The 17,270-nt window shown below is 43.6% G+C and carries 18 protein-coding genes; 14 read left to right on the top strand and 4 right to left on the bottom strand.

What is annotated here, in order from left to right; genetic code table 11:
- The 3 genes from ACESPQ_RS11900 to ACESPQ_RS11890 are packed head-to-tail and all read left to right on the top strand — an operon-like array spanning nucleotide 1 to nucleotide 2,259.
- The gene (locus ACESPQ_RS11900) at nucleotides 1-633 is read left to right on the top strand and encodes a histidine phosphatase family protein (protein WP_373144395.1); all 633 of its coding nucleotides are present in this window, start codon (nucleotides 1-3) and stop codon (nucleotides 631-633) included.
- A complete protein-coding gene (locus tag ACESPQ_RS11895; RefSeq protein WP_373144394.1) occupies nucleotides 614-1,624 on the top strand; it encodes a dihydroxyacetone kinase subunit DhaK in 1,011 nt (336 codons plus the stop codon). Before ACESPQ_RS11900 ends, ACESPQ_RS11895 begins: the two co-directional genes overlap by 20 nt.
- Before the next feature lie 11 nt (nucleotides 1,625-1,635).
- Entirely contained in the window at nucleotides 1,636-2,259 is a 624-nt protein-coding gene (locus ACESPQ_RS11890; protein WP_002607032.1) for a dihydroxyacetone kinase subunit L, read from the top strand.
- A gap of 187 nt (nucleotides 2,260-2,446) precedes the next feature.
- On the opposite strand, the gene ACESPQ_RS11885 is transcribed toward ACESPQ_RS11890, so the two are convergent.
- Complete coding sequence (locus ACESPQ_RS11885) at nucleotides 2,447-3,079, bottom strand: transaldolase family protein (RefSeq protein WP_044904035.1); 633 nt, start codon at nucleotides 3,077-3,079, stop codon at nucleotides 2,447-2,449.
- A 203-nt stretch (nucleotides 3,080-3,282) separates the two neighbouring features.
- Here ACESPQ_RS11885 and ACESPQ_RS11880 point away from each other — a divergent pair, with 203 nt between their 5' ends.
- Nucleotides 3,283-4,401, top strand: coding sequence for an iron-containing alcohol dehydrogenase (locus ACESPQ_RS11880; protein ID WP_002607034.1), 1,119 nt, complete (start codon nucleotides 3,283-3,285; stop codon nucleotides 4,399-4,401).
- Nucleotides 4,394-5,209 (top strand): HAD family hydrolase, encoded by an 816-nt coding sequence (locus ACESPQ_RS11875; RefSeq protein ID WP_373144393.1) that lies wholly within the window; start codon nucleotides 4,394-4,396, stop codon nucleotides 5,207-5,209. The genes ACESPQ_RS11880 and ACESPQ_RS11875 overlap by 8 nt, the downstream gene beginning before the upstream one ends.
- Nucleotides 5,210-5,247: 38 nt before the next feature.
- On the opposite strand, the gene ACESPQ_RS11870 is transcribed toward ACESPQ_RS11875, so the two are convergent.
- Complete coding sequence (locus ACESPQ_RS11870; RefSeq protein WP_373144392.1) at nucleotides 5,248-6,735, bottom strand: BglG family transcription antiterminator; 1,488 nt, start codon at nucleotides 6,733-6,735, stop codon at nucleotides 5,248-5,250.
- Nucleotides 6,736-7,153: 418 nt separating this feature from the next.
- Here ACESPQ_RS11870 and ACESPQ_RS11865 point away from each other — a divergent pair, with 418 nt between their 5' ends.
- Together ACESPQ_RS11865 and ACESPQ_RS11860 are read left to right on the top strand one after the other, a co-directional pair.
- Nucleotides 7,154-8,530 (top strand): MATE family efflux transporter, encoded by a 1,377-nt coding sequence (locus ACESPQ_RS11865; RefSeq protein ID WP_002607037.1) that lies wholly within the window; start codon nucleotides 7,154-7,156, stop codon nucleotides 8,528-8,530.
- Between the two features lie 51 nt (nucleotides 8,531-8,581).
- Complete coding sequence (locus ACESPQ_RS11860; protein ID WP_109770591.1) at nucleotides 8,582-9,484, top strand: hypothetical protein; 903 nt, start codon at nucleotides 8,582-8,584, stop codon at nucleotides 9,482-9,484.
- Between the two features lie 183 nt (nucleotides 9,485-9,667).
- On the opposite strand, the gene ACESPQ_RS11855 is transcribed toward ACESPQ_RS11860, so the two are convergent.
- Both ACESPQ_RS11855 and ACESPQ_RS11850 read right to left on the bottom strand, forming a co-directional pair.
- A complete protein-coding gene (locus ACESPQ_RS11855; RefSeq protein WP_373144440.1) occupies nucleotides 9,668-10,840 on the bottom strand; it encodes an aminotransferase class I/II-fold pyridoxal phosphate-dependent enzyme in 1,173 nt (390 codons plus the stop codon).
- Nucleotides 10,837-11,325: an Lrp/AsnC family transcriptional regulator gene (locus ACESPQ_RS11850; RefSeq protein WP_002607040.1), complete on the bottom strand. Its 489-nt coding sequence runs from the start codon at nucleotides 11,323-11,325 to the stop codon at nucleotides 10,837-10,839. The genes ACESPQ_RS11855 and ACESPQ_RS11850 overlap by 4 nt, the downstream gene beginning before the upstream one ends.
- A 217-nt stretch (nucleotides 11,326-11,542) precedes the next feature.
- Between ACESPQ_RS11850 and ACESPQ_RS11845 the strand changes: the two genes are divergently transcribed.
- The 7 genes from ACESPQ_RS11845 (at nucleotide 11,543) to ACESPQ_RS11815 (ending at nucleotide 17,240) form a co-directional block, all read left to right on the top strand.
- Nucleotides 11,543-12,721 carry a viroplasmin family protein gene (locus ACESPQ_RS11845; RefSeq protein ID WP_373144391.1) on the top strand — a complete coding sequence of 393 codons (1,179 nt, stop codon included), beginning with the start codon at nucleotides 11,543-11,545 and terminating at the stop codon, nucleotides 12,719-12,721.
- A 64-nt stretch (nucleotides 12,722-12,785) separates the two neighbouring features.
- Nucleotides 12,786-13,274 (top strand): RNA polymerase sigma factor, encoded by a 489-nt coding sequence (locus ACESPQ_RS11840; RefSeq protein ID WP_373144390.1) that lies wholly within the window; start codon nucleotides 12,786-12,788, stop codon nucleotides 13,272-13,274.
- Complete coding sequence (locus tag ACESPQ_RS11835; protein WP_217780203.1) at nucleotides 13,271-14,497, top strand: hypothetical protein; 1,227 nt, start codon at nucleotides 13,271-13,273, stop codon at nucleotides 14,495-14,497. Before ACESPQ_RS11840 ends, ACESPQ_RS11835 begins: the two co-directional genes overlap by 4 nt.
- Nucleotides 14,498-14,702: 205 nt before the next feature.
- Nucleotides 14,703-15,173, top strand: a complete 471-nt coding sequence (locus tag ACESPQ_RS11830; protein ID WP_336245479.1) for a 5'-methylthioadenosine/S-adenosylhomocysteine nucleosidase — start codon at nucleotides 14,703-14,705, stop codon at nucleotides 15,171-15,173.
- Nucleotides 15,170-15,391 (top strand): hypothetical protein, encoded by a 222-nt coding sequence (locus ACESPQ_RS11825; RefSeq protein ID WP_254224977.1) that lies wholly within the window; start codon nucleotides 15,170-15,172, stop codon nucleotides 15,389-15,391. Before ACESPQ_RS11830 ends, ACESPQ_RS11825 begins: the two co-directional genes overlap by 4 nt.
- Nucleotides 15,392-15,803: 412 nt before the next feature.
- Complete coding sequence (locus ACESPQ_RS11820; RefSeq protein WP_002607045.1) at nucleotides 15,804-16,640, top strand: hypothetical protein; 837 nt, start codon at nucleotides 15,804-15,806, stop codon at nucleotides 16,638-16,640.
- Between the two features lie 75 nt (nucleotides 16,641-16,715).
- On the top strand, nucleotides 16,716-17,240 hold the full coding sequence (locus tag ACESPQ_RS11815; RefSeq protein ID WP_002607046.1) for an NAD(+) diphosphatase: 525 nt from the start codon (nucleotides 16,716-16,718) through the stop codon (nucleotides 17,238-17,240).
- Nucleotides 17,241-17,270 lie beyond the last annotated feature (30 nt).

Below are 17,270 nucleotides of genomic sequence, written 5' to 3'. Positions count from 1 at the left end.
ATGATGTATTTCTATTTTGTGCGCCATGGGGAAACACTATCCAATATATGGCATACGCTGCAGGGATGGTCGGATACTCCGTTGACGGAAAAGGGAATCGCACAGGGAAAGGCTTTGGGAAGAGGACTGGCAAATACACCGTTTGAGAAGATATATTCATCAACAAGTGAACGCGCTTATGATACTGCCTGTTATATACGGGGAAAAAGAAATATGGAGATAACCATGTGCAGGGGTCTGAAGGAAATGAATTTCGGTACCTTTGAAACCAAGGCCAATACATTTGCCGGATGTGAAACCTATCTACAGAGAATTCAGTTTCCATGGAAGGCTGCCGGTGGAGAAAATCTGGAGGATGTCTGCCAGCGAATCCATCAGACAATGAGACAAATATTGGAAGAGAATAAAGGGGGACATGGGAATATTCTATGTGTGAGTCATGGAATTTCCATACTGGCTGCTCTGCATACTGCGGATAAGGAAGTTTATGAAGAATGTCTGAGGAATGAAGTGAGGTTTGGAAATTGCAGTGTGACAATTATCGGCTATCATAAGGGAAGGTACACGGTAGAATGCATCAACTCAACAGAATATGTTACAAACGGAGGCTATTATGAAAAAGATTATCAATGACCCGAATAAGTATCTATCGGAGATGCTGGAAGGGATCTATATCGCTCATCAAAATCAATTGACATATGTAAATGATGATCCGCAATGTCTGGTTACCAAAACAAAAAAAGCAGGGAAGGTGGGAATCGCAACCGGTGGAGGAAGCGGACATCTGCCTTTGTTTCTGGGATATGTAGGTGACGGTATGCTGGACGGCTGCAGTGTAGGCGATGTCTTTCAGTCTCCAAGCGCTGAACAGATGCATGCAATCACAAAAGAGATTGATTCAGGTGCCGGAGTTCTCTATATTTACGGAAATTACAATGGGGATATATTTAATTTTGATATGGCGGCAGAAATGGCGGATTTTGAGGATGGAATTCGTGTGGAAACAGTGCTTGGTGCAGATGACGTCGCTAGTATCGGACCGCTTTCGCAGGACGAGAAGACAACAAGGCGGGGTGTTGCGGGTATTTTCTTTGTTTATAAATGTGCCGGAGCAGCTGCTGATAAAATGATGAGCCTTGACACTGTGACACGCATTGCAAGAAAAGCAAGCTGGAACACAAGGACGCTGGGTGTTGCTTTAACATCCTGTGTCGTCCCCCGTGTCGGGCATGCCGGTTTTCATATCGAAGAGGATGAAATGGAAATCGGAATGGGAATTCATGGAGAAACGGGTATTCGCAGAGGAAAGATTGAAACAGCTGATCAGATAACAGAAGAGATGATGAATAAGATAATAGAAGATCGTCCTTATGCACCTGGCGATCGTGTTGCGGTACTTGTAAATGGTCTGGGGGCGACTCCACTGGATGAACAATATATCGTAACGAGAAAAATCAATCAGCTTCTCATGGATAAAGGAATAGCTGTTCACCGCTATTATGTGGGGGAATATGCAACCTCACTGGAAATGGCAGGAGTATCCATATCCTTACTGAAGCTTGACGAAGAGCTTACAGAGCTGATTGATTATCCGGCAAATACCCCGTTTTTTAAACAGCGGTAGGAGAATTTAATATGGATGTTAAATATATAAAAAGCCTGTTAAACTGTTTTGCAGAGGTTATGCAGGAGAATAGAGAGTTCTTAATTGAACAGGATAGTATCGTGGGAGACGGGGATCTCGGCTTAACGATGAGTGACGGTTTTCAGGCTGCTGCGGAGGCTGTACGCAAAAGCGATGAAACAGATGCAGGCAAGCTATTATATATGGCAGGAAAAGCGATGTCTGTTGCCGTACCCTCTACAATGGGTACCCTGATGGCAAGTGGATTTATGCAGGCGGGGAAAGCGTTAAAGGGTGTCTGTGAGCTCGATCTGAACCATATAGCACAGTTCTTTCAGGCATATGAAGCTGGTGTGATGCACAGAGGAAAAGCAAACATAAACGAAAAAACGTTCCTTGATGGTATTGACCCTGCTGTACAGAGTATGAGAAGCAGCCTAGAAAACCATGAGAGCCTGGAAAGCTTCGCACAAAAAGCATATGAGGCAGCATGTGCAGGCTATGAAAATACTGCTACCATGCTGGCGGTTCATGGCAGGGCGGCTACCAGAGGAGAACTGAGCCGTTCGCTGAAAGATCCGGGGGCCTGCGTTGCTATGCTGATGATGAAGGCATTTGTGAAATCCGTTAAATAGCAATGGTGGCTAACTATTTCTGAATGCAGATAGCCAGATAGTATACGTCATGCCTGCGTGATCGGTGCATAAAGTAGCAAGGGAAGACGCAGACTGAAATTCGGATAGGAAACAAAGAAAAGGACTGTGTCTATATGATGACAGTCCTTCTTATAGTAGATAGACAAACGGATTTTCTACATTTCCTTTATCGTAGATAAAAATCATCCTCGAAGGTACGTGCTCCGCTATCGGTTAACGGATGCTCCAGTGATTTCATATACAATGTGTATGGAATCGCGGCATAGTCCACCTTCATTGCTGCCAGCTTCTCCAGCTGTGCCAGATTCTTGATGGATGCGGCAACGGTTTTCACCGGATATCTCTTAGCTGCTATCATTTCCTGAATATTGCTGAGAATACGCATGGCATCACTTCCGTACTCCTCGTTTCTTCCGATAAAGAAAAACAGATAATCCACATGGGCATTGATGGCTGCCACAGCCTGTCCCATGGTGAAAATCAGTGTCATTGCCGTTTTAACTCCACGTTTATGCAGCGTGTCTGCAAGATGCAGACCATCCTTTGAAAAATTGATTTTAATAACGATCTCATTGTATAGGGCAAGAAGCTCCTCTGTCTGCTGCAGCATTTCCTCATAGGTTCCGATGACCTCTCCACTTAGGAAATCAAGCTCCCTGTTTGAATAGCCGTTAACAAAATCATGCAGACGGATATCGTTTTTGCGATACATACTTGTGTTGGCTGTTACACCTCTTGCGCCCAGCATCAAAGCCTCTTCTATTTCCTGTGCATTTCCGCTGTCAATCAGATACAGCATACCATCACTCCTCTTCTTTTTCTTAAGTATACAAAATCTGTGCATATTAGGGCCTTCATCATGCAACCTTTGTTTCCATAAGGATGCGGTAAATATCTCCCTGTATTTTTTTCCGTATCATTATGGAAGCACTCTGTATAGTTGTGTTCTATACAGCGGTGAAAAAACACGTATAATGAAGCTGTAAAGAGGAGGTATGTATTATGTTTCATTATTATCAGCCTACAAAGATTCATTTCGGTGCAGGTCAGCTGAATGAGCTGGGGCATGTTTGCAGAGGCTATGGAAAGACCTGTTTTCTTGTAACAACACCGGATGCTCCCCTGCAGCCGTTATATGAACGTGTGAAGAAACTGCTGGATGCGGAAGGTATCAGCGTTATTCATTTTGATAAGGTAGAACCCAATCCAAGTGTGGAAATCGTAGAACAGGGATTTGCCATGCTGAAGGAGCAGCCTGCCGATTTTGTATTGGCAGTCGGGGGCGGAAGCTCGATTGACACAGCAAAGGCGATTGCATTTGCGAATGGTAAAGAGTCGATTGACTGGGATCATCTGTTTAACGAATACAGCTCACCGTTTGCATATTATCCTTCCTACAGTGAAAAACACCTGCCCCTGCTGAGTGTACCGACAACCTCAGGAACCGGTTCTCAGGTAACACAGGCGGCTGTCATCACAAGAGGAAAAGAGAAAATCACATTCTTTCATCCGGATAACTTTTCACAGGAAACGATTCTGGACCCGCAGCTGATGCTGACCCTGCCAAAGCGCATGAGTGCCGCTACCGGCTTTGATGCGTTTACCCATGCGTTTGAGAGCTACATCAATGCCAATGCATCTCCTTACAGCGCAATGGATTCCATGGAGGCAATGCGACTGGTGATTGATCATCTGCCACATGTACTGGAAGATCCGCAGAATCTGGAATTCCGTACAAACATGTGTCTTGCCGACACACTGGCTGGCCGCGCACTGGCTAATTCCGGTGCAAGTGCACCGCATCCGCTCTCTGAAATTATTGGCGGAATTGTACATCTGCCGCACGGGGAAGCACTGGCTGTCGTTTTCCCTGCCTTCATTCAGCATATGGCAGATAAAAACAAGGAGCGTTTTGCGGATGTCGCAAAGCTGTTTGGCAGTGACGATTTATATACGGCAATGATTGAATTCCTGGAAACAATCGGGCTTCACAAGAAGCTGAAGGATTTCGGAGTCAGTGAGGAAGACTTTCAGGAAATTCTGGCATCTCCAGTTCTGGATCATCTGCCATTCGGAAGCAGAGAGGAGCTGGAGGCTATTCTGAAAGACTCCTATGCCTGAAATTCGCCTCATAGGTCTTGATCTGGATGGAACCCTGCTGAGAAGGGACAACTCGGTAAGTGATGAAAATATTAGTGCATTGCAGGAATGTATAAAACAAAACATTCAGATATATCTGATCAGCGGACGTCCTTACTGCTTTACAAGGATGATTGCGGAAAAAATTCATCCATCCGTAAGGGTGATTTCCTCTAACGGAGCGATATACGAAATAGGGACGAAGTGTATCATGCATACGATAGAGCCGCATGTCCTGTATCAGATTATTGATGTGCTGAAGGAGCATGCACACGCACGTGCCTTTTTCAAGGGAAAGCACGAATTCTTTACGCATGAGCCTTATGATGAGAGATTTCTCTACGATCATATAAATAATCAGCTGCCGGCAGATGTTCAGGTAACATCCTTTACCGGCATGAGTTGGGAAGAGCTGAAGCACCATGCTCATGATATTGCGAAGATACTGGTCTATGATATGCAGACGGATCGGCTATTAAAAGCCAGAAAACAGATAGAATGTATAGACAACATCACGGTAACCGATTATCAGCCTATCAGCTTTGATATCACTGCCGGTGGTGTTCATAAAGGGAATGCTATAAAAGCTGTACTGCAATCCCTGCATTTGAAGAAGGAGGAATTTATGGCTTTCGGTGATGCCATGAATGACCTTCCCATGTTTGCGGAAGCGGGACTTACTGTAGCCATGGCAAATGCTGCTGAGGAAATTCAGGCATCCTGCGATATTGTAACTGCAGATTACATGGATGACGGGGTTGCTAAAGCAATACAGCGGTATATTTTATGAGAAAAAGGGGCTGCATGTACAGTCCCTTTTTCTGTGGTTTAGAAATGATTCTGATGATTGAACAAACTCTGGATATCATCCCGCAGCCGTTGTAGAAATGTCTGATCCGGCAGCATGGGAATCTGATACCAGTGAACAGATGGCGGTACGGTAAGGGGAAAGGTGGAAAATATGACAGGATAATGCATCCAACTATCCGGCTCGCTAACCTCCTGCCATCGTATTACACGTTGGATTTTCACCTCCTGGATATGCGTTTGCAGCAGCCGTAAGGAAAAAATAAGCTCACTGTAGCGATGCTCGTATAAAAAGACTGCCTCCAGCGGCTGCAGTGTGTATTGCAAAGCAGCAGCTATATGAAGGGTGATGTAGGATATTTCATCCTCCGGAAGCTGCAGGCCGCAGATATCCTGTACAATCTCTTTCATGGAGGAAGCCATTTGGTAGGGAATCGGAAATTTAGCTTTCATAGCATCCTTCAGCGGATTGTCATATTCATAATAATAGACGGATTTTTCCAGAACATTCGATAAATGCTGAAAGAGCCGCTTTTCAAACGTATCACTGTCGATTTTAGGGTAACGTGCATAAATCGGCGGTGTGAACCGCCGCAGGATTTCTTTGCAGGCTGCCTGTATTTCCGGCGTTTGCAATAAACCGGTATTGGTGTTCTTCAATGTCAGAAGGACAGATAAGGCATAGGAAAGCTCTTCCTCGGGAATTGTCTGCTGCAGATGATGTTCTATTTCTTTGCGCAGGTGCATCAACTGTTGAAACAGCGCCGTCTTTTGCAATGGATTTGGATTGTGCATATGCACATGATTTCCTCTGGATATACGATCCAGTGCAATATAATACAACACACTGACATATTCCTTATCCGCCTGATTCAGCTGTAAAAAGCTGCATACTTCGAACTGACGGATATAAAGCAGGATGTTCCTTTTTACGGTATTGTCTGAAAAGCATGCTTCAACAAAATCATTCAGCGGCTTGTGGAAGGTTATGGTACGGGCTTCATGCAGCTCGTTAACCAGCTGTGCCAATGCTTTGCTAATGCGCTTTTCTCCTTGCAATATCTGTATACCACTTCTTGTATGGGAGATGGACAGCTGATAGGTCCGCAGCCATTGATCAGCCTTTCGTATGTCTGCATACAGAGAGCTGCGAGATATATGGAGTGTTTCCTCCAGCTGAAACATGCGCAGTGGACGTGAAAAGCGAAGCAGACTGTAAAGGATGTAGCTGACACGCTCCCTTGGCAATATAAGAGGACAGCGCTTTTTTTCATCAAGCAGATAAGTTTGCAGCTTCATCATATTTTCCCTGCTTCCGGAAAGTGTTATTCCGCATCCGGGTTTTCGTGTAAGCGTCAATGAGAATGCAGCTAGTAAAGCATCTGCCTGCTTCAGATACGTCCGTACGGTTTTTTCAGACAGTCCGACCTGTTTCGCCAGCTGAAAGGTTGTGCAAAAGGGAGAGACGATCAGCTGCTCCAGTACCGGATATAAAAAATAAGGTTTCATAGTTCATCACATCATCAGTATAGCACAATTTAAAAAGGACAGCTTCGTCCAAAATTACCGTATTATTGCGGTAAATTGTACGTAGGTGTTTTCATGATTCTGCGGTATAATAAAGATGTCAGGAATGATGTTATCATCCCATGGCGATTGACATCCTTTGTTTACAGATGTCGCTGTATCATGAAGTCTGAGCATGATACATGAAAAAGGACGCTGCGCCGTCCTTTTTTCAAACGCAAAAGCTTACATGAAGCAAAAAGGAAAGCCCTGCGGCATCAGGTTTCCATCACATATATCAGCAGCCTGTCGAAACGGTTTTTCTTTTTTAATTCTTACAAAAAGCGCTCCTATGCTTATAAGCATCATTGCCTGCCAGCATAAAAGTATGGTAAAATTACTCACAGTTTGAGGTGATAGCATGATAGACGGAAAGGTTTTTGTACGGCTGCTTCTGACAATCGGACTGCCGATTGTTTTACAGCAGATTATTTCATTGAGTCTGAATATGATCGATACCTTCATGATTGGAAGTATCGGTGTGGGTGAGCTGGCAGCTGTAGGGGCGGCAAATAAGGTATACTTTATATTCTCCATTATCTGTTTTGGGATTTACAGCGGCTCGAGTATTTATGTATCCCAGTACTGGGGAATCCGCGATGTAGAAAATATCCGCAAGGTGATTGCAATCGAAATGCGCATCGGATTTTTCCTTGCCCTGTTTACCGTTGGGCTGGCGCTGGTGTTTGCACCGCAGATTCTGCATCTGTTTGTAAGAGAACCGGATGTTGTGGCAATCGGTGCCTCCTATCTGCGTATAACCTGTTTTACGTATCTCATGACTGCATTCTCTTTTCTTATGAGCTTTAATTCGCGTGCCATTCATAATCTGAAGGTACCTACCCTTGCCAGCGTCCTGGCGATAACCGTCAATACCGTATTGAATTACGGACTGATATTCGGCAATTTTCATCTGCCGAGGCTGGGCGTTGAGGGTGCTGCTATCGCTACGTTGACCGCAAGATTTGTGGAAATGCTGCTAATCCTGGGCTATGTTTATTTCAGTGAAGACCATCCGCTGGCAGTTGACGGTGCGACCATTCGCAGACTGGATGTACCACTGATGAAGCGTGTAGTGAAAACTGCTCTTCCGGTGGCTATGAGTGAAAGTGCATGGAGTATCGGAACGACGGTCTGCTTTATAGCGTACGGTCTGCTGGGAACGAGTGCAGTTGCCGTTGTGCAGGTGGCAAGTGTAATCAATGACCTGTTTCAATGCGTGTTTTTCGGACTGGGGAATGCCTGTGCTGTCATGATCGGGAATGAGCTGGGAAGAAATCATACAAAGCTGGCGTATTCGTATGGAAGAGTCTTCATTGGAATCAATATCGGCTTCTGCCTGGTTATGACAGCAGCCCTGCTTCTTATGAAAGGCAGGATTATCGATATCTACAATTATGATGCTGCCACAAGCCAGATGCTGAATCTTACATTGATCGCCTATGCGCTGTATACCACACCGAAAATGATGTCATATGTACATATATGCGGGATTCTGCGCTCCGGAGGCGATACGAAGTTCTGTATGTTCTGTGATTTGATCGGTATATGGTGTGTCGCAATCCCCATGTCCTTTCTTGCGGCTGCTGTCTGGAGGCTGCCGCTTCACTGGGTTGTTGCACTGTCCTTCAGTGATGAGCTGGTAAAGGCTATGGTTACACTATGGCGCTTCCGCTCCAAGAAATGGATTCATGTCCTTGTCCGCAGGGAACAGGAATGTGAAATAAGCGGCGCATAATGCTTGAAAGTATGCTACTATATACATATAAAAAGTAAGGGAGAAATTCGTATGGATCATTTACCTGCACAGGAGGCAAAGCATGTCATCAATCTGCTCAGCGGACTGTTCCTGTACGCATATCGGACAAAGAATAAGAAGGCAAAAGTAACCATGGACAATATGGAGCATCTGTGCCATGTGGGGAGTACGATCGTGTTCCGCAATGAACAGTCAAGCAGGCGTCTCATTTCACAATACCTCAAGCTTCATCCTCAGCTGCCGAAAGAGGACGCTGCCTGTATTGCAAGGTTTCAAGGCTGTCGTAAGCAGCAGCTGTATGTTATGATGTATGAGCAGGAATATACCTTTGTAATGGATCGCAGGGGCAGAACGCTGTATGGCGTAAAGGGGATTACAGATTCTTTGAGCTTCCTGCTGCGCAATCAGACACTACCCTGCATGGTGCAGTATGCCATCCTGCCATATAAAAATCATTTCATCCTCGACAGTATCGGAAACACGCAGGCAATTGCGGATCTATCCTTCGTAATAGAGCTTTTTGAGGAATATCGCAGTATTGCTATGGAAAAAGGTGCGCTGCTTTCAGAGCATGAGACAGCTTCCTTCTCGGTGCTGGAGCGCAATATGCAGGAAAAGAAGGAGGAGCTTTTCTCCGATTTTCTGAATCCTTTAAACGCTATATTGTGGAATGCAGGTCAGGATCAGAAAAACAGCTTTCTGGAGCTGGCACTTACCGCATGGAATCTAAGCTATGGCAGCGATAAACAGGCAGAGGAGTTCTTTTCCAGGGATGTATTTCGAAGATATGTGAAGCCGTTGATGGAGTATCGCAGAACGGCATTTGCCAATGTAAAATTTCTCATCGATCGTCTGGAGGCTCCGCTTGCAGGAGAAACATGCATGAGGGTAGTCGAGAAAAAGGAAATCGAACAGCTGGAGCTGGAGCTGTAATGCATAAGAAACAGGGCATTACGGCAGACTTTTGTAAAGCTTGATTCCGCTGATAAACATACCGTAAGAAAAAACTTAGATAAATAAAAAGACTCAGGCTTTATCCTTCCTATAAGGATTGTCTGAGTCTTTCAGTGTTTAAGCATAAACATGCCTCGTTATGCATGCAGAAGGTCTGTAAATTTATTTCTGCCGGAATTTATCCATGAAAAGATCAATGCGCTCAATAGCCTCACGGATATGGTCGATACTGTAGGCATAGGATACACGAATAAAGCCCTCGCCTGCATCGCCGAACGCAGTGCCTGGTACACAGGCTACACGCTGATCCTCGAGCAGCTGAACACAGAATTCATCACTGGTTAAACCGGTACCGCGAATATCCGGGAAGATATAAAAGGCGCCGTGTGGCAGGTGTGTTGGAAGACCGATGCGGTTGAAGCCCTTCGTAATGAAGTTTCTTCTTGTCATATACGATTCCCGCATTTCTGCGACATGGATATCACCGTTGCGCATGGCATCAATGGCACCGTATTGTGCAGCTGTCGGAGCGGACATGATGATATACTGATGAATCTTATTCATCGCATCCGTGAAGGTCTTGTTCGCAAGAACATAGCCAAGCCGCCAGCCGGTCATGGCATACGCCTTGGAAAATCCACTGATGATGATAACCTGATCCTTGATTTCATTGAAATTCGCAGGTGAACAGAAGGTACCGTCATAGGTAAGCTCTGCATAGATTTCATCACTGATTACGATAATTTCATGCTCCTTCAGTATGGGGACAAGCTTTGCATAGTCCTCCCTCGTCATCACACCGCCGGTCGGATTGCTCGGAAAATTCATCAGAATTGCTTTGGTCTTCGGTGTAATTGCGGCTTTCAGCTTCTCCGGGGTCAGCTTGAACTGATCCTCGTGCTCCAGCTTAATATGCACCGGTACTGCGCCGGTCAGCTCAACACTCGGTGTATAGGCTACATAGCTTGGCTCCATCAAAATGACCTCATCTCCGGGATTTACAATGGCACGCATGGCAATATCGATGGCTTCACTACCGCCTACCGTGACAATGACATTATCCACAGGGTCATAATCCAGCTGGAACCGGCGCTTCTGGTAAAGACAGATTTCCTCACGCAGCTCCAAAAGGCCCTGATTTGCTGTATAGTGTGTTTTTCCACTTTCTATGGAATATATGGCAGCCTCACGAATATGCCACGGTGTGTCAAAATCCGGTTCTCCTACCCCCAGAGAAATCACACCCTCCATTTCACTGGCAAGGTCAAAATACTTTCGAATGCCGCTTGGCTTGATGGTTTGTACGTGCTTACTTAAAAATTTCTCATACATTATGGTGTCACCACCAGTCGTTCACTCGGTTTTTCCTCTTCATCCAGAACAATACCGTTGACCTTATACTCCTTTAGCACGAAAAAGGTAGATGTGGAAACGACATTTTCTGTTGTTGCCAGCTTGGCACCGACAAAGTTAGATATTTCCTGCATGGTTCTTCCATAGATAATGACAATAAATTCACTCTTTCCACTCATCAGATACATGGTATCGACTTCCGGATAGCGGTAGATGTTTTTGGCAACGCGATCGTAGCCGAAATCACGCTCCGGTGTAACATCCACCTCAATCAGTGCCATGACCTTATCCTTATTGGTCTTTTCCCAGTTGATAATTGTATGGTAGCCACAAATGACCTTTTTCTTTTCCAGATCACTCATAGTGTGGATGACACTTTCCTCATCCTCCAGCAATACATCCGCCAAATCTCTGGTGGAGTATCTTGCGTTTGTTTCCAGCAATGACAGCAATAATTCTTTTTTCATCCTTTATCACCTCGCATAATACTTATATTTTAAACCGAGATGCTTATGAAGTAAACAAAAAGGTGAAAAGTTGATGTATTGCGAATCTTATCACAAATTCAAATGATGTTTGAATAGAGGCAGCAGCTATATTGATGTGTTTTACACTATAAATCCAGGAATGTAAAGCTTATAGCAGTACAAATTCTGATATAATAAAAAAATGACGGGCAAACATATGATTGAATTGAAGGGAGAGCAGGCAATGTGGTATATGATAGATTATGAGAATGTGCATGAAGAAGGTCTATATGGTATAGAAATGCTCAAGAAGGATGATAGAATATTCGTGTTTTATAATATGGGGGATAAAGAAAATGTTGAAAACGGTAAATTAAGGGAAGCAGCTGAAAAAGGCATTTCCATTCAATCTGTCGTCCTGTATAAAAGGGGAAAGAATGCGCTGGATTTTTATATCGCTTCAAAAATAGGAGAGCTATGCGGACAGGGGATGCAACAGGATATCGCAGTTATAAGCGGGGATAAAGGCTTTCAGGCACTGTGTGAATACTGGATGTATGTAGCGGATATCAGAAAAAGGATAATTCTGAGGGATACCATCTATCACGCTCTCTTTGATTTTGAATACGATCAGATCGGTAATTCCTGTTCAGATTTCAAAGCTATCTATCTTCACTGTATAAAACAGTATGGTAGAAAAATGGGCTGTGAGCTTTACTGGCATTTAAAAAAATATATGGAAATACGCAGAAATTATGTAAATGTTACAAGCATGCAAGACCAACGGAAATATTATGTTGTCTTAAGAGGATATAAGCCTGGTATATACGATACCGTCAATGACTATGAACGTAATATAATAGGGTACTCCAATGCTTTTGGCAGGGTGTTTTCTTCCTATGCACAGGCGGAGGATTTTTTTCTCGATTACTTGGCAGACAGCTGTTTCGCAGCTTCCACAGCATCCATAAATGAGCTTTGGAATGATTTTTGTTATCGTGTGAATCAAAGTCTGCAGTATGAGAACAAAACCATCATGAATGGAAGTCTTGCGGGGTATGTATGTGGAGGGTTTCATGCGGATACCCGCAGGTTTTATGCATTTTGGATAATTGCTTCAAAGGATGGCATCGTGATGAAAATGAAAAATATAATACATGAAAATGAAAAGATGAAGAAGATAGGTGCTGTCGGAGGAGAAATTCTTGCAAGTAAGGCGGTATTAACATATGCTTTAAAATATGAATATCAGGAAATTAAAATGTATTGCAGTCATATAAAAGTGGTAGATTGGATAGAACGGGGTGTGCATACGGATAAGCTGCCGTATAGTCTGCACGCAGTCATAGGAAAAGCCAAAGATAGGCTGAAGGTTACCGCAGTGCATTTTCAATAGTGAAATTGGAATTTATGAAATGTTATGCGGATGCTGATCGTTTTACACATGAAGGAGAAAACTTATGAATGAAAGGGAACAGCTGTGCGGGGATCTGGATGAGCTGCTGGAGGTTTATGGCGATATGGTGTATCGGGTTGCCCTGCAGAATATGGGGAATATCGCAGATGCGCAGGATGTTGCACAGGACGTCTTTCTGCGTATTCTGAAGAAGAAGCCGCAGTTTACATCAACAACCCATGAAAAGGCATGGGTACTACGGGTTACTGTTAACATTTGCAAGGATTACTGGAAATACCAGCGGCTTCGCAAAACGGTGGAGCTTCAGGAAAATCTGGCTAAAGTGAAAGAGAATACAGATTTCGGTTTGCTGTATGAGGTAATGCAGCTGCCTGTAAAGTATCGCAATGTTATTTATTTGTTTTATTATGAGGAGCTGAGCGTTGCTATGATTGCGGATATACTGCAAAGGAAAGAGGCGACGATTCTGACATGGCTGCATCGGGCAAGAAAGCAGCTGAAAAACAAACTGGAAGAGGGTGACAGGCAATGAGAAAATATCGCGAGGAGCTGAATCAGATACATATGAGTGAGGAGCTGAAGCAAAGGATACGTAATGCAGCAGCAAAGCAGGAACATCCACAGCGCCGTCAGAAACAGCAGCTACGCTTCATCTATGGCTGTACAGCCCTGTGTGTCGTTATTGTTATCTGCTTCAATGTATATGATAGGAATGCACTATCACAGCAGCCGGAAAACGCCGCGCAGATTGCGAACAGCATAGAAAAAAATAAAGCAGCGGATGAAGCTGTACCGGGTACGGTGCAGGAACAGGCAAAGGAAAGTAAAACCGGATCAGCACAGGATCGTGTGATACCAAAGGAAACCTATGAGCCGCAGACAAAGACGTATATGATAGGAGGGATGGGGGTTACGGATAAGGCTTTCATACAAAAGAAAAAAATAAAAGAAATGCCGTATGAGAAGGATCGCCTGGATATACAAAGCACCCTACCTGTTTTCAGAAAACAGTATGGTAATGGAGCGAATTTGGACTCTATCCCGGAAAAAGAAATGCAGAAGCATAAAAAGAAAGCGGAAGAGCTGTTTCAGACAATAAAGAAAAAAACATCGAAAATACTTAACATCACAGATATTATGGCAGATGGAAACGGGGAATTGCGCCTGATTTTGCATACAGATAAGAAGGAAGGTACAAGAACACAGCAGCAAAAGATTGCAGAAGAGCTGATAAAGACATATCCTGAGCTGTTCTCCTTTCAAAGAGGAGATATTCAAACGAGCTGTAATATCAGTATGGGAAATGGAACAATGATTTGCGAAACGGAAATCTTTCAGGCAGAGGATGATGATAAAAAGAGCCTGCTGTATCAGGTAAAAGAGGGTGCCACACTAACAAATGCGGGAGATGGTGTATATTATCTGAGTTTTCCATATGATAAAAATTTGGAGCAGCTGCAGGATTTTACTATCATGAGCAGGAAAGAAGCAGAACAGGTCATGCATCAGGGAGGGTTTTACAGCACGCTGGAGCCTTCTGAATTTTCTATTGATGAACTTGAAATTTTGCATGTGGAGCTGTCCTATGGTGGAAGAAAGGAAGGATATGTCTCCTATCTGCCATATGTTATACCGGTGTATCGCTTTTATACATGGGATACAGGAACATCAAAGACGGTGTTATTGGAAGTACCGGCCCTATATCCACAGGATTTACGTACGTTAAAGGACAATCACTGGTATTTTAAGGATTGATAATATAAAAGCAGACTGTTTGGAATACATAAAGATGAGGTACAGTCCTGCATGAAAAGGGTTACGAAAACAAAGCATGGGGAAGGAAGCTGAAGGAAAGAATAGCGTGAAAGAAACTCTGATAAAATAAACAATTTAAAATAATTTACATGTGATATTTGTATCCGAATAAGAAAGCGGAGAAATGGAGTCATATATGAAATAAATTGGAATACTGTGTGCCGGTGATACAGAGCTGGCGGCATTTTTACCATATGTAAAGGAGACTGAAGTAATCGAGAAAGCGATGCTCGTCTTTCATTGCGGAAACATTGATCGTGTGGAAGTGGTCCTTTTATACAGCGGTGTCTGTAAGGTGAATGCGGCAATTGCGGCACAGCTGCTGATTGACTGCTTTGCAGTGGACTGTATCATTAACGCAGGTACTGCAGGGGGCATACAGGAACAAGTGCAGCTTTTTGATACCGTAATTTCCGAGAGAATCGCCTATCATGATGTGGCGGATGATATTCTGACAGAGTTTCATCCCTGGATGGACAGTGTATATTTTTATGCAGATGAAAACCTACTGCAGTCTGCGAAAGCCTACAGCAATACAACAAAGCAGGTGATTTTATTTGGAACAATGGTAAGCGGTGAACAGCGTGTGACTAGGAAAACAGAGAACAGATTTTGACTGGTTTTACCCCGTTATGCACCGATATGGAAACAGCAGCTGTTGCCCATGTCTGTTATGTGAACAAGCTTCCCTTTCTGGCCATACGCACGATAACCGATACGGCGGGGCATAAAGGAATCGGGGAATTTGAGAAAAACTGTGCTGCGGCCTCCGCGATATCGGCAGAAATCGTTTGCGCTCTGCTTCCCAGCTTTTGCGGGCAATTACATAATTAGAATGGACGGATATCCGTCTTTTTCTTTTCAGGCGGTATGCACATGATTGGCAGAAAAGTATTTCTTATGTGCTTTACAGTCTCTTTTCTTATGGAATCCGAAGATCCCTTCCTGTTTACATATACCTTGCCATTTGTAAGCATATGCAAAATATAGGCAGTAATCCCCCTGTTCTGGATGGATTGCGGAAGAAATATGAGAAGAAAACGACCAATTATGGAAAAATATGTTGAAAAATTCTCAAAAGGTTGTAAAATTAAGTTAGGAATCCCCTTACATTTTTAAGAAATAGGAATAATTCGGCAGATAAACATCATATACTGGTTATGAAGGTGAATCTGTATCCATATAGACATACATAGTTCATTTTATCTTCAAATGTAAAATACGACAGGGAAAGGAGGAGAGAACTATGGCTATTTATGATATTTTATGTGAAGTAAAAGACGTAAGAGAAGCAGATACCGGTATCTGTGAATTCAATGGTTTCCTAGAAGATTATCTTTCCATCATAGAAACAGCAGAAGGAAAAGAGGACGACTACACTATCCTTTCGCAGCTCTTTGAAAAGGATCATAATCTGAAAATTTGTGCAAATCTGAGGCTGAACATCAACAAGGATGCGATCGCCAATCAGATTATACGCTACAAGGATTCATTTAAACTGCCGAAGGGAACAATCAAATGTCCGTATGTTGTATATGGAAGCTTTGATGAACACCAGAAGGCGATTATTCTTACATTGGGAGATAAAGAGGAATATGTGATGGCAAAGGCGCTGTATTATGTCATGAGCGAACCGGAGAATGAATATGAAGGAACGCGGAATGAGATTATCGCCTTAAGTGTAAACAAGGAAAGTGTTGATACCCTGCTGGATACGGTGGAAAGCTTTTTCGAGAGAAACCGCAAGGCTGGTATTGTACAAAGAGAGCTTGATGCAAAGCTGTTCCTGAACTATGATGAAATGTATGAACTTGCTCAGAAGATCGCGAGCTACCAGCTGGTAAATCTGAGAGACATTCTTGCGAAATGCGATGATAAGGAAGAATGTATTAACAACATCATCGCAAACTGGTTCCTGCTGAAAAAATTCTCCTATGTGCAGTACATGATGGATAAAAACAATCTGAACAGGGTGCATGAAGGAAATGTCAAGAAGCAGCGTCAGGTGGCAAAGGAGAAATGTGATGCCATTGGCTTTGTATCCTACAGCGAGCTTTGGAAGCTGGTAAAAGAGCTAAGATAAGAAACCGAGAGGTTTCTTTCTTTTGCATGTCGAATATAAACAGGCGTATAATAGATATGATTGTGAGGTGACGTTATGAAATATTGTTATGAATGCGGAGAGAAGCTGCATATGAAGGAGCTGGAGCATGAGGGGATGGTTCCCTTTTGTGAAGCTTGTCGCGCATATCGATTTCCTATTTTCAGTACAGCGATTTCCATGGTGACACTGAATCCGAAGCGGGATAAAATTCTGATGATACAGCAGTATGGAAAGCCCAATAATATACTGGTCGCAGGCTACGTCAATAAGGAAGAGTGTGCAGAGGATGCCATGATCAGGGAGATGCAGGAGGAGATTGGAAGAAAGGTGCTGGAATACCGTTTTCTGCGCAGTGAGTATTTCCCGAAAACCAACACATTGATTTTCAATTTTGCTGTGGTTATTGACAGTGAATGCCTGGAGAATGTAAGTACATGGGAAGTGGACCGTGCTGCCTGGTTTACCTTTGATGAGGCAAAGGCTTCGGTAAAGCCGGCTTCTCTGGCACAGCGCTTTCTTTTGAATTTCCTGTCGGTTTATGAACGGGATGCAGAGCATTTCTTTATCAGACATTGTTAATCGTATAAGAGAAGGATGATGATTCTTCTT

Origin of the sequence: Clostridium sp. HGF2, from assembly GCF_964240115.1 — a bacterium.
In the GTDB taxonomy this organism is placed as follows: Bacteria; Bacillota_I; Bacilli_A; order Erysipelotrichales; family Erysipelotrichaceae; genus Clostridium_AQ; species Clostridium_AQ innocuum.
This window is presented reverse-complemented; position numbering and strand designations above follow the sequence as displayed.

Bases quoted from the DNA above. Each gene is read 5' to 3' on its own strand.
- ACESPQ_RS11900 (WP_373144395.1), top strand. From the start codon at position 1: ATGATGTATTTCTATTTTGTGCGCCATGGGGAAACACTATCCAATATA.
- ACESPQ_RS11895 (WP_373144394.1), top strand. From the start codon at position 614: ATGAAAAAGATTATCAATGACCCGAATAAGTATCTATCGGAGATGCTG.
- ACESPQ_RS11890 (WP_002607032.1), top strand. From the start codon at position 1,636: ATGGATGTTAAATATATAAAAAGCCTGTTAAACTGTTTTGCAGAGGTT.
- ACESPQ_RS11885 (WP_044904035.1), bottom strand. From the start codon at position 3,079: ATGCTGTATCTGATTGACAGCGGAAATGCACAGGAAATAGAAGAGGCT.
- ACESPQ_RS11880 (WP_002607034.1), top strand. From the start codon at position 3,283: ATGTTTCATTATTATCAGCCTACAAAGATTCATTTCGGTGCAGGTCAG.
- ACESPQ_RS11875 (WP_373144393.1), top strand. From the start codon at position 4,394: ATGCCTGAAATTCGCCTCATAGGTCTTGATCTGGATGGAACCCTGCTG.
- ACESPQ_RS11870 (WP_373144392.1), bottom strand. From the start codon at position 6,735: ATGAAACCTTATTTTTTATATCCGGTACTGGAGCAGCTGATCGTCTCT.
- ACESPQ_RS11865 (WP_002607037.1), top strand. From the start codon at position 7,154: ATGATAGACGGAAAGGTTTTTGTACGGCTGCTTCTGACAATCGGACTG.
- ACESPQ_RS11860 (WP_109770591.1), top strand. From the start codon at position 8,582: ATGGATCATTTACCTGCACAGGAGGCAAAGCATGTCATCAATCTGCTC.
- ACESPQ_RS11850 (WP_002607040.1), bottom strand. From the start codon at position 11,325: ATGAAAAAAGAATTATTGCTGTCATTGCTGGAAACAAACGCAAGATAC.
- ACESPQ_RS11845 (WP_373144391.1), top strand. From the start codon at position 11,543: ATGATTGAATTGAAGGGAGAGCAGGCAATGTGGTATATGATAGATTAT.
- ACESPQ_RS11840 (WP_373144390.1), top strand. From the start codon at position 12,786: ATGAATGAAAGGGAACAGCTGTGCGGGGATCTGGATGAGCTGCTGGAG.
- ACESPQ_RS11835 (WP_217780203.1), top strand. From the start codon at position 13,271: ATGAGAAAATATCGCGAGGAGCTGAATCAGATACATATGAGTGAGGAG.
- ACESPQ_RS11820 (WP_002607045.1), top strand. From the start codon at position 15,804: ATGGCTATTTATGATATTTTATGTGAAGTAAAAGACGTAAGAGAAGCA.
- ACESPQ_RS11815 (WP_002607046.1), top strand. From the start codon at position 16,716: ATGAAATATTGTTATGAATGCGGAGAGAAGCTGCATATGAAGGAGCTG.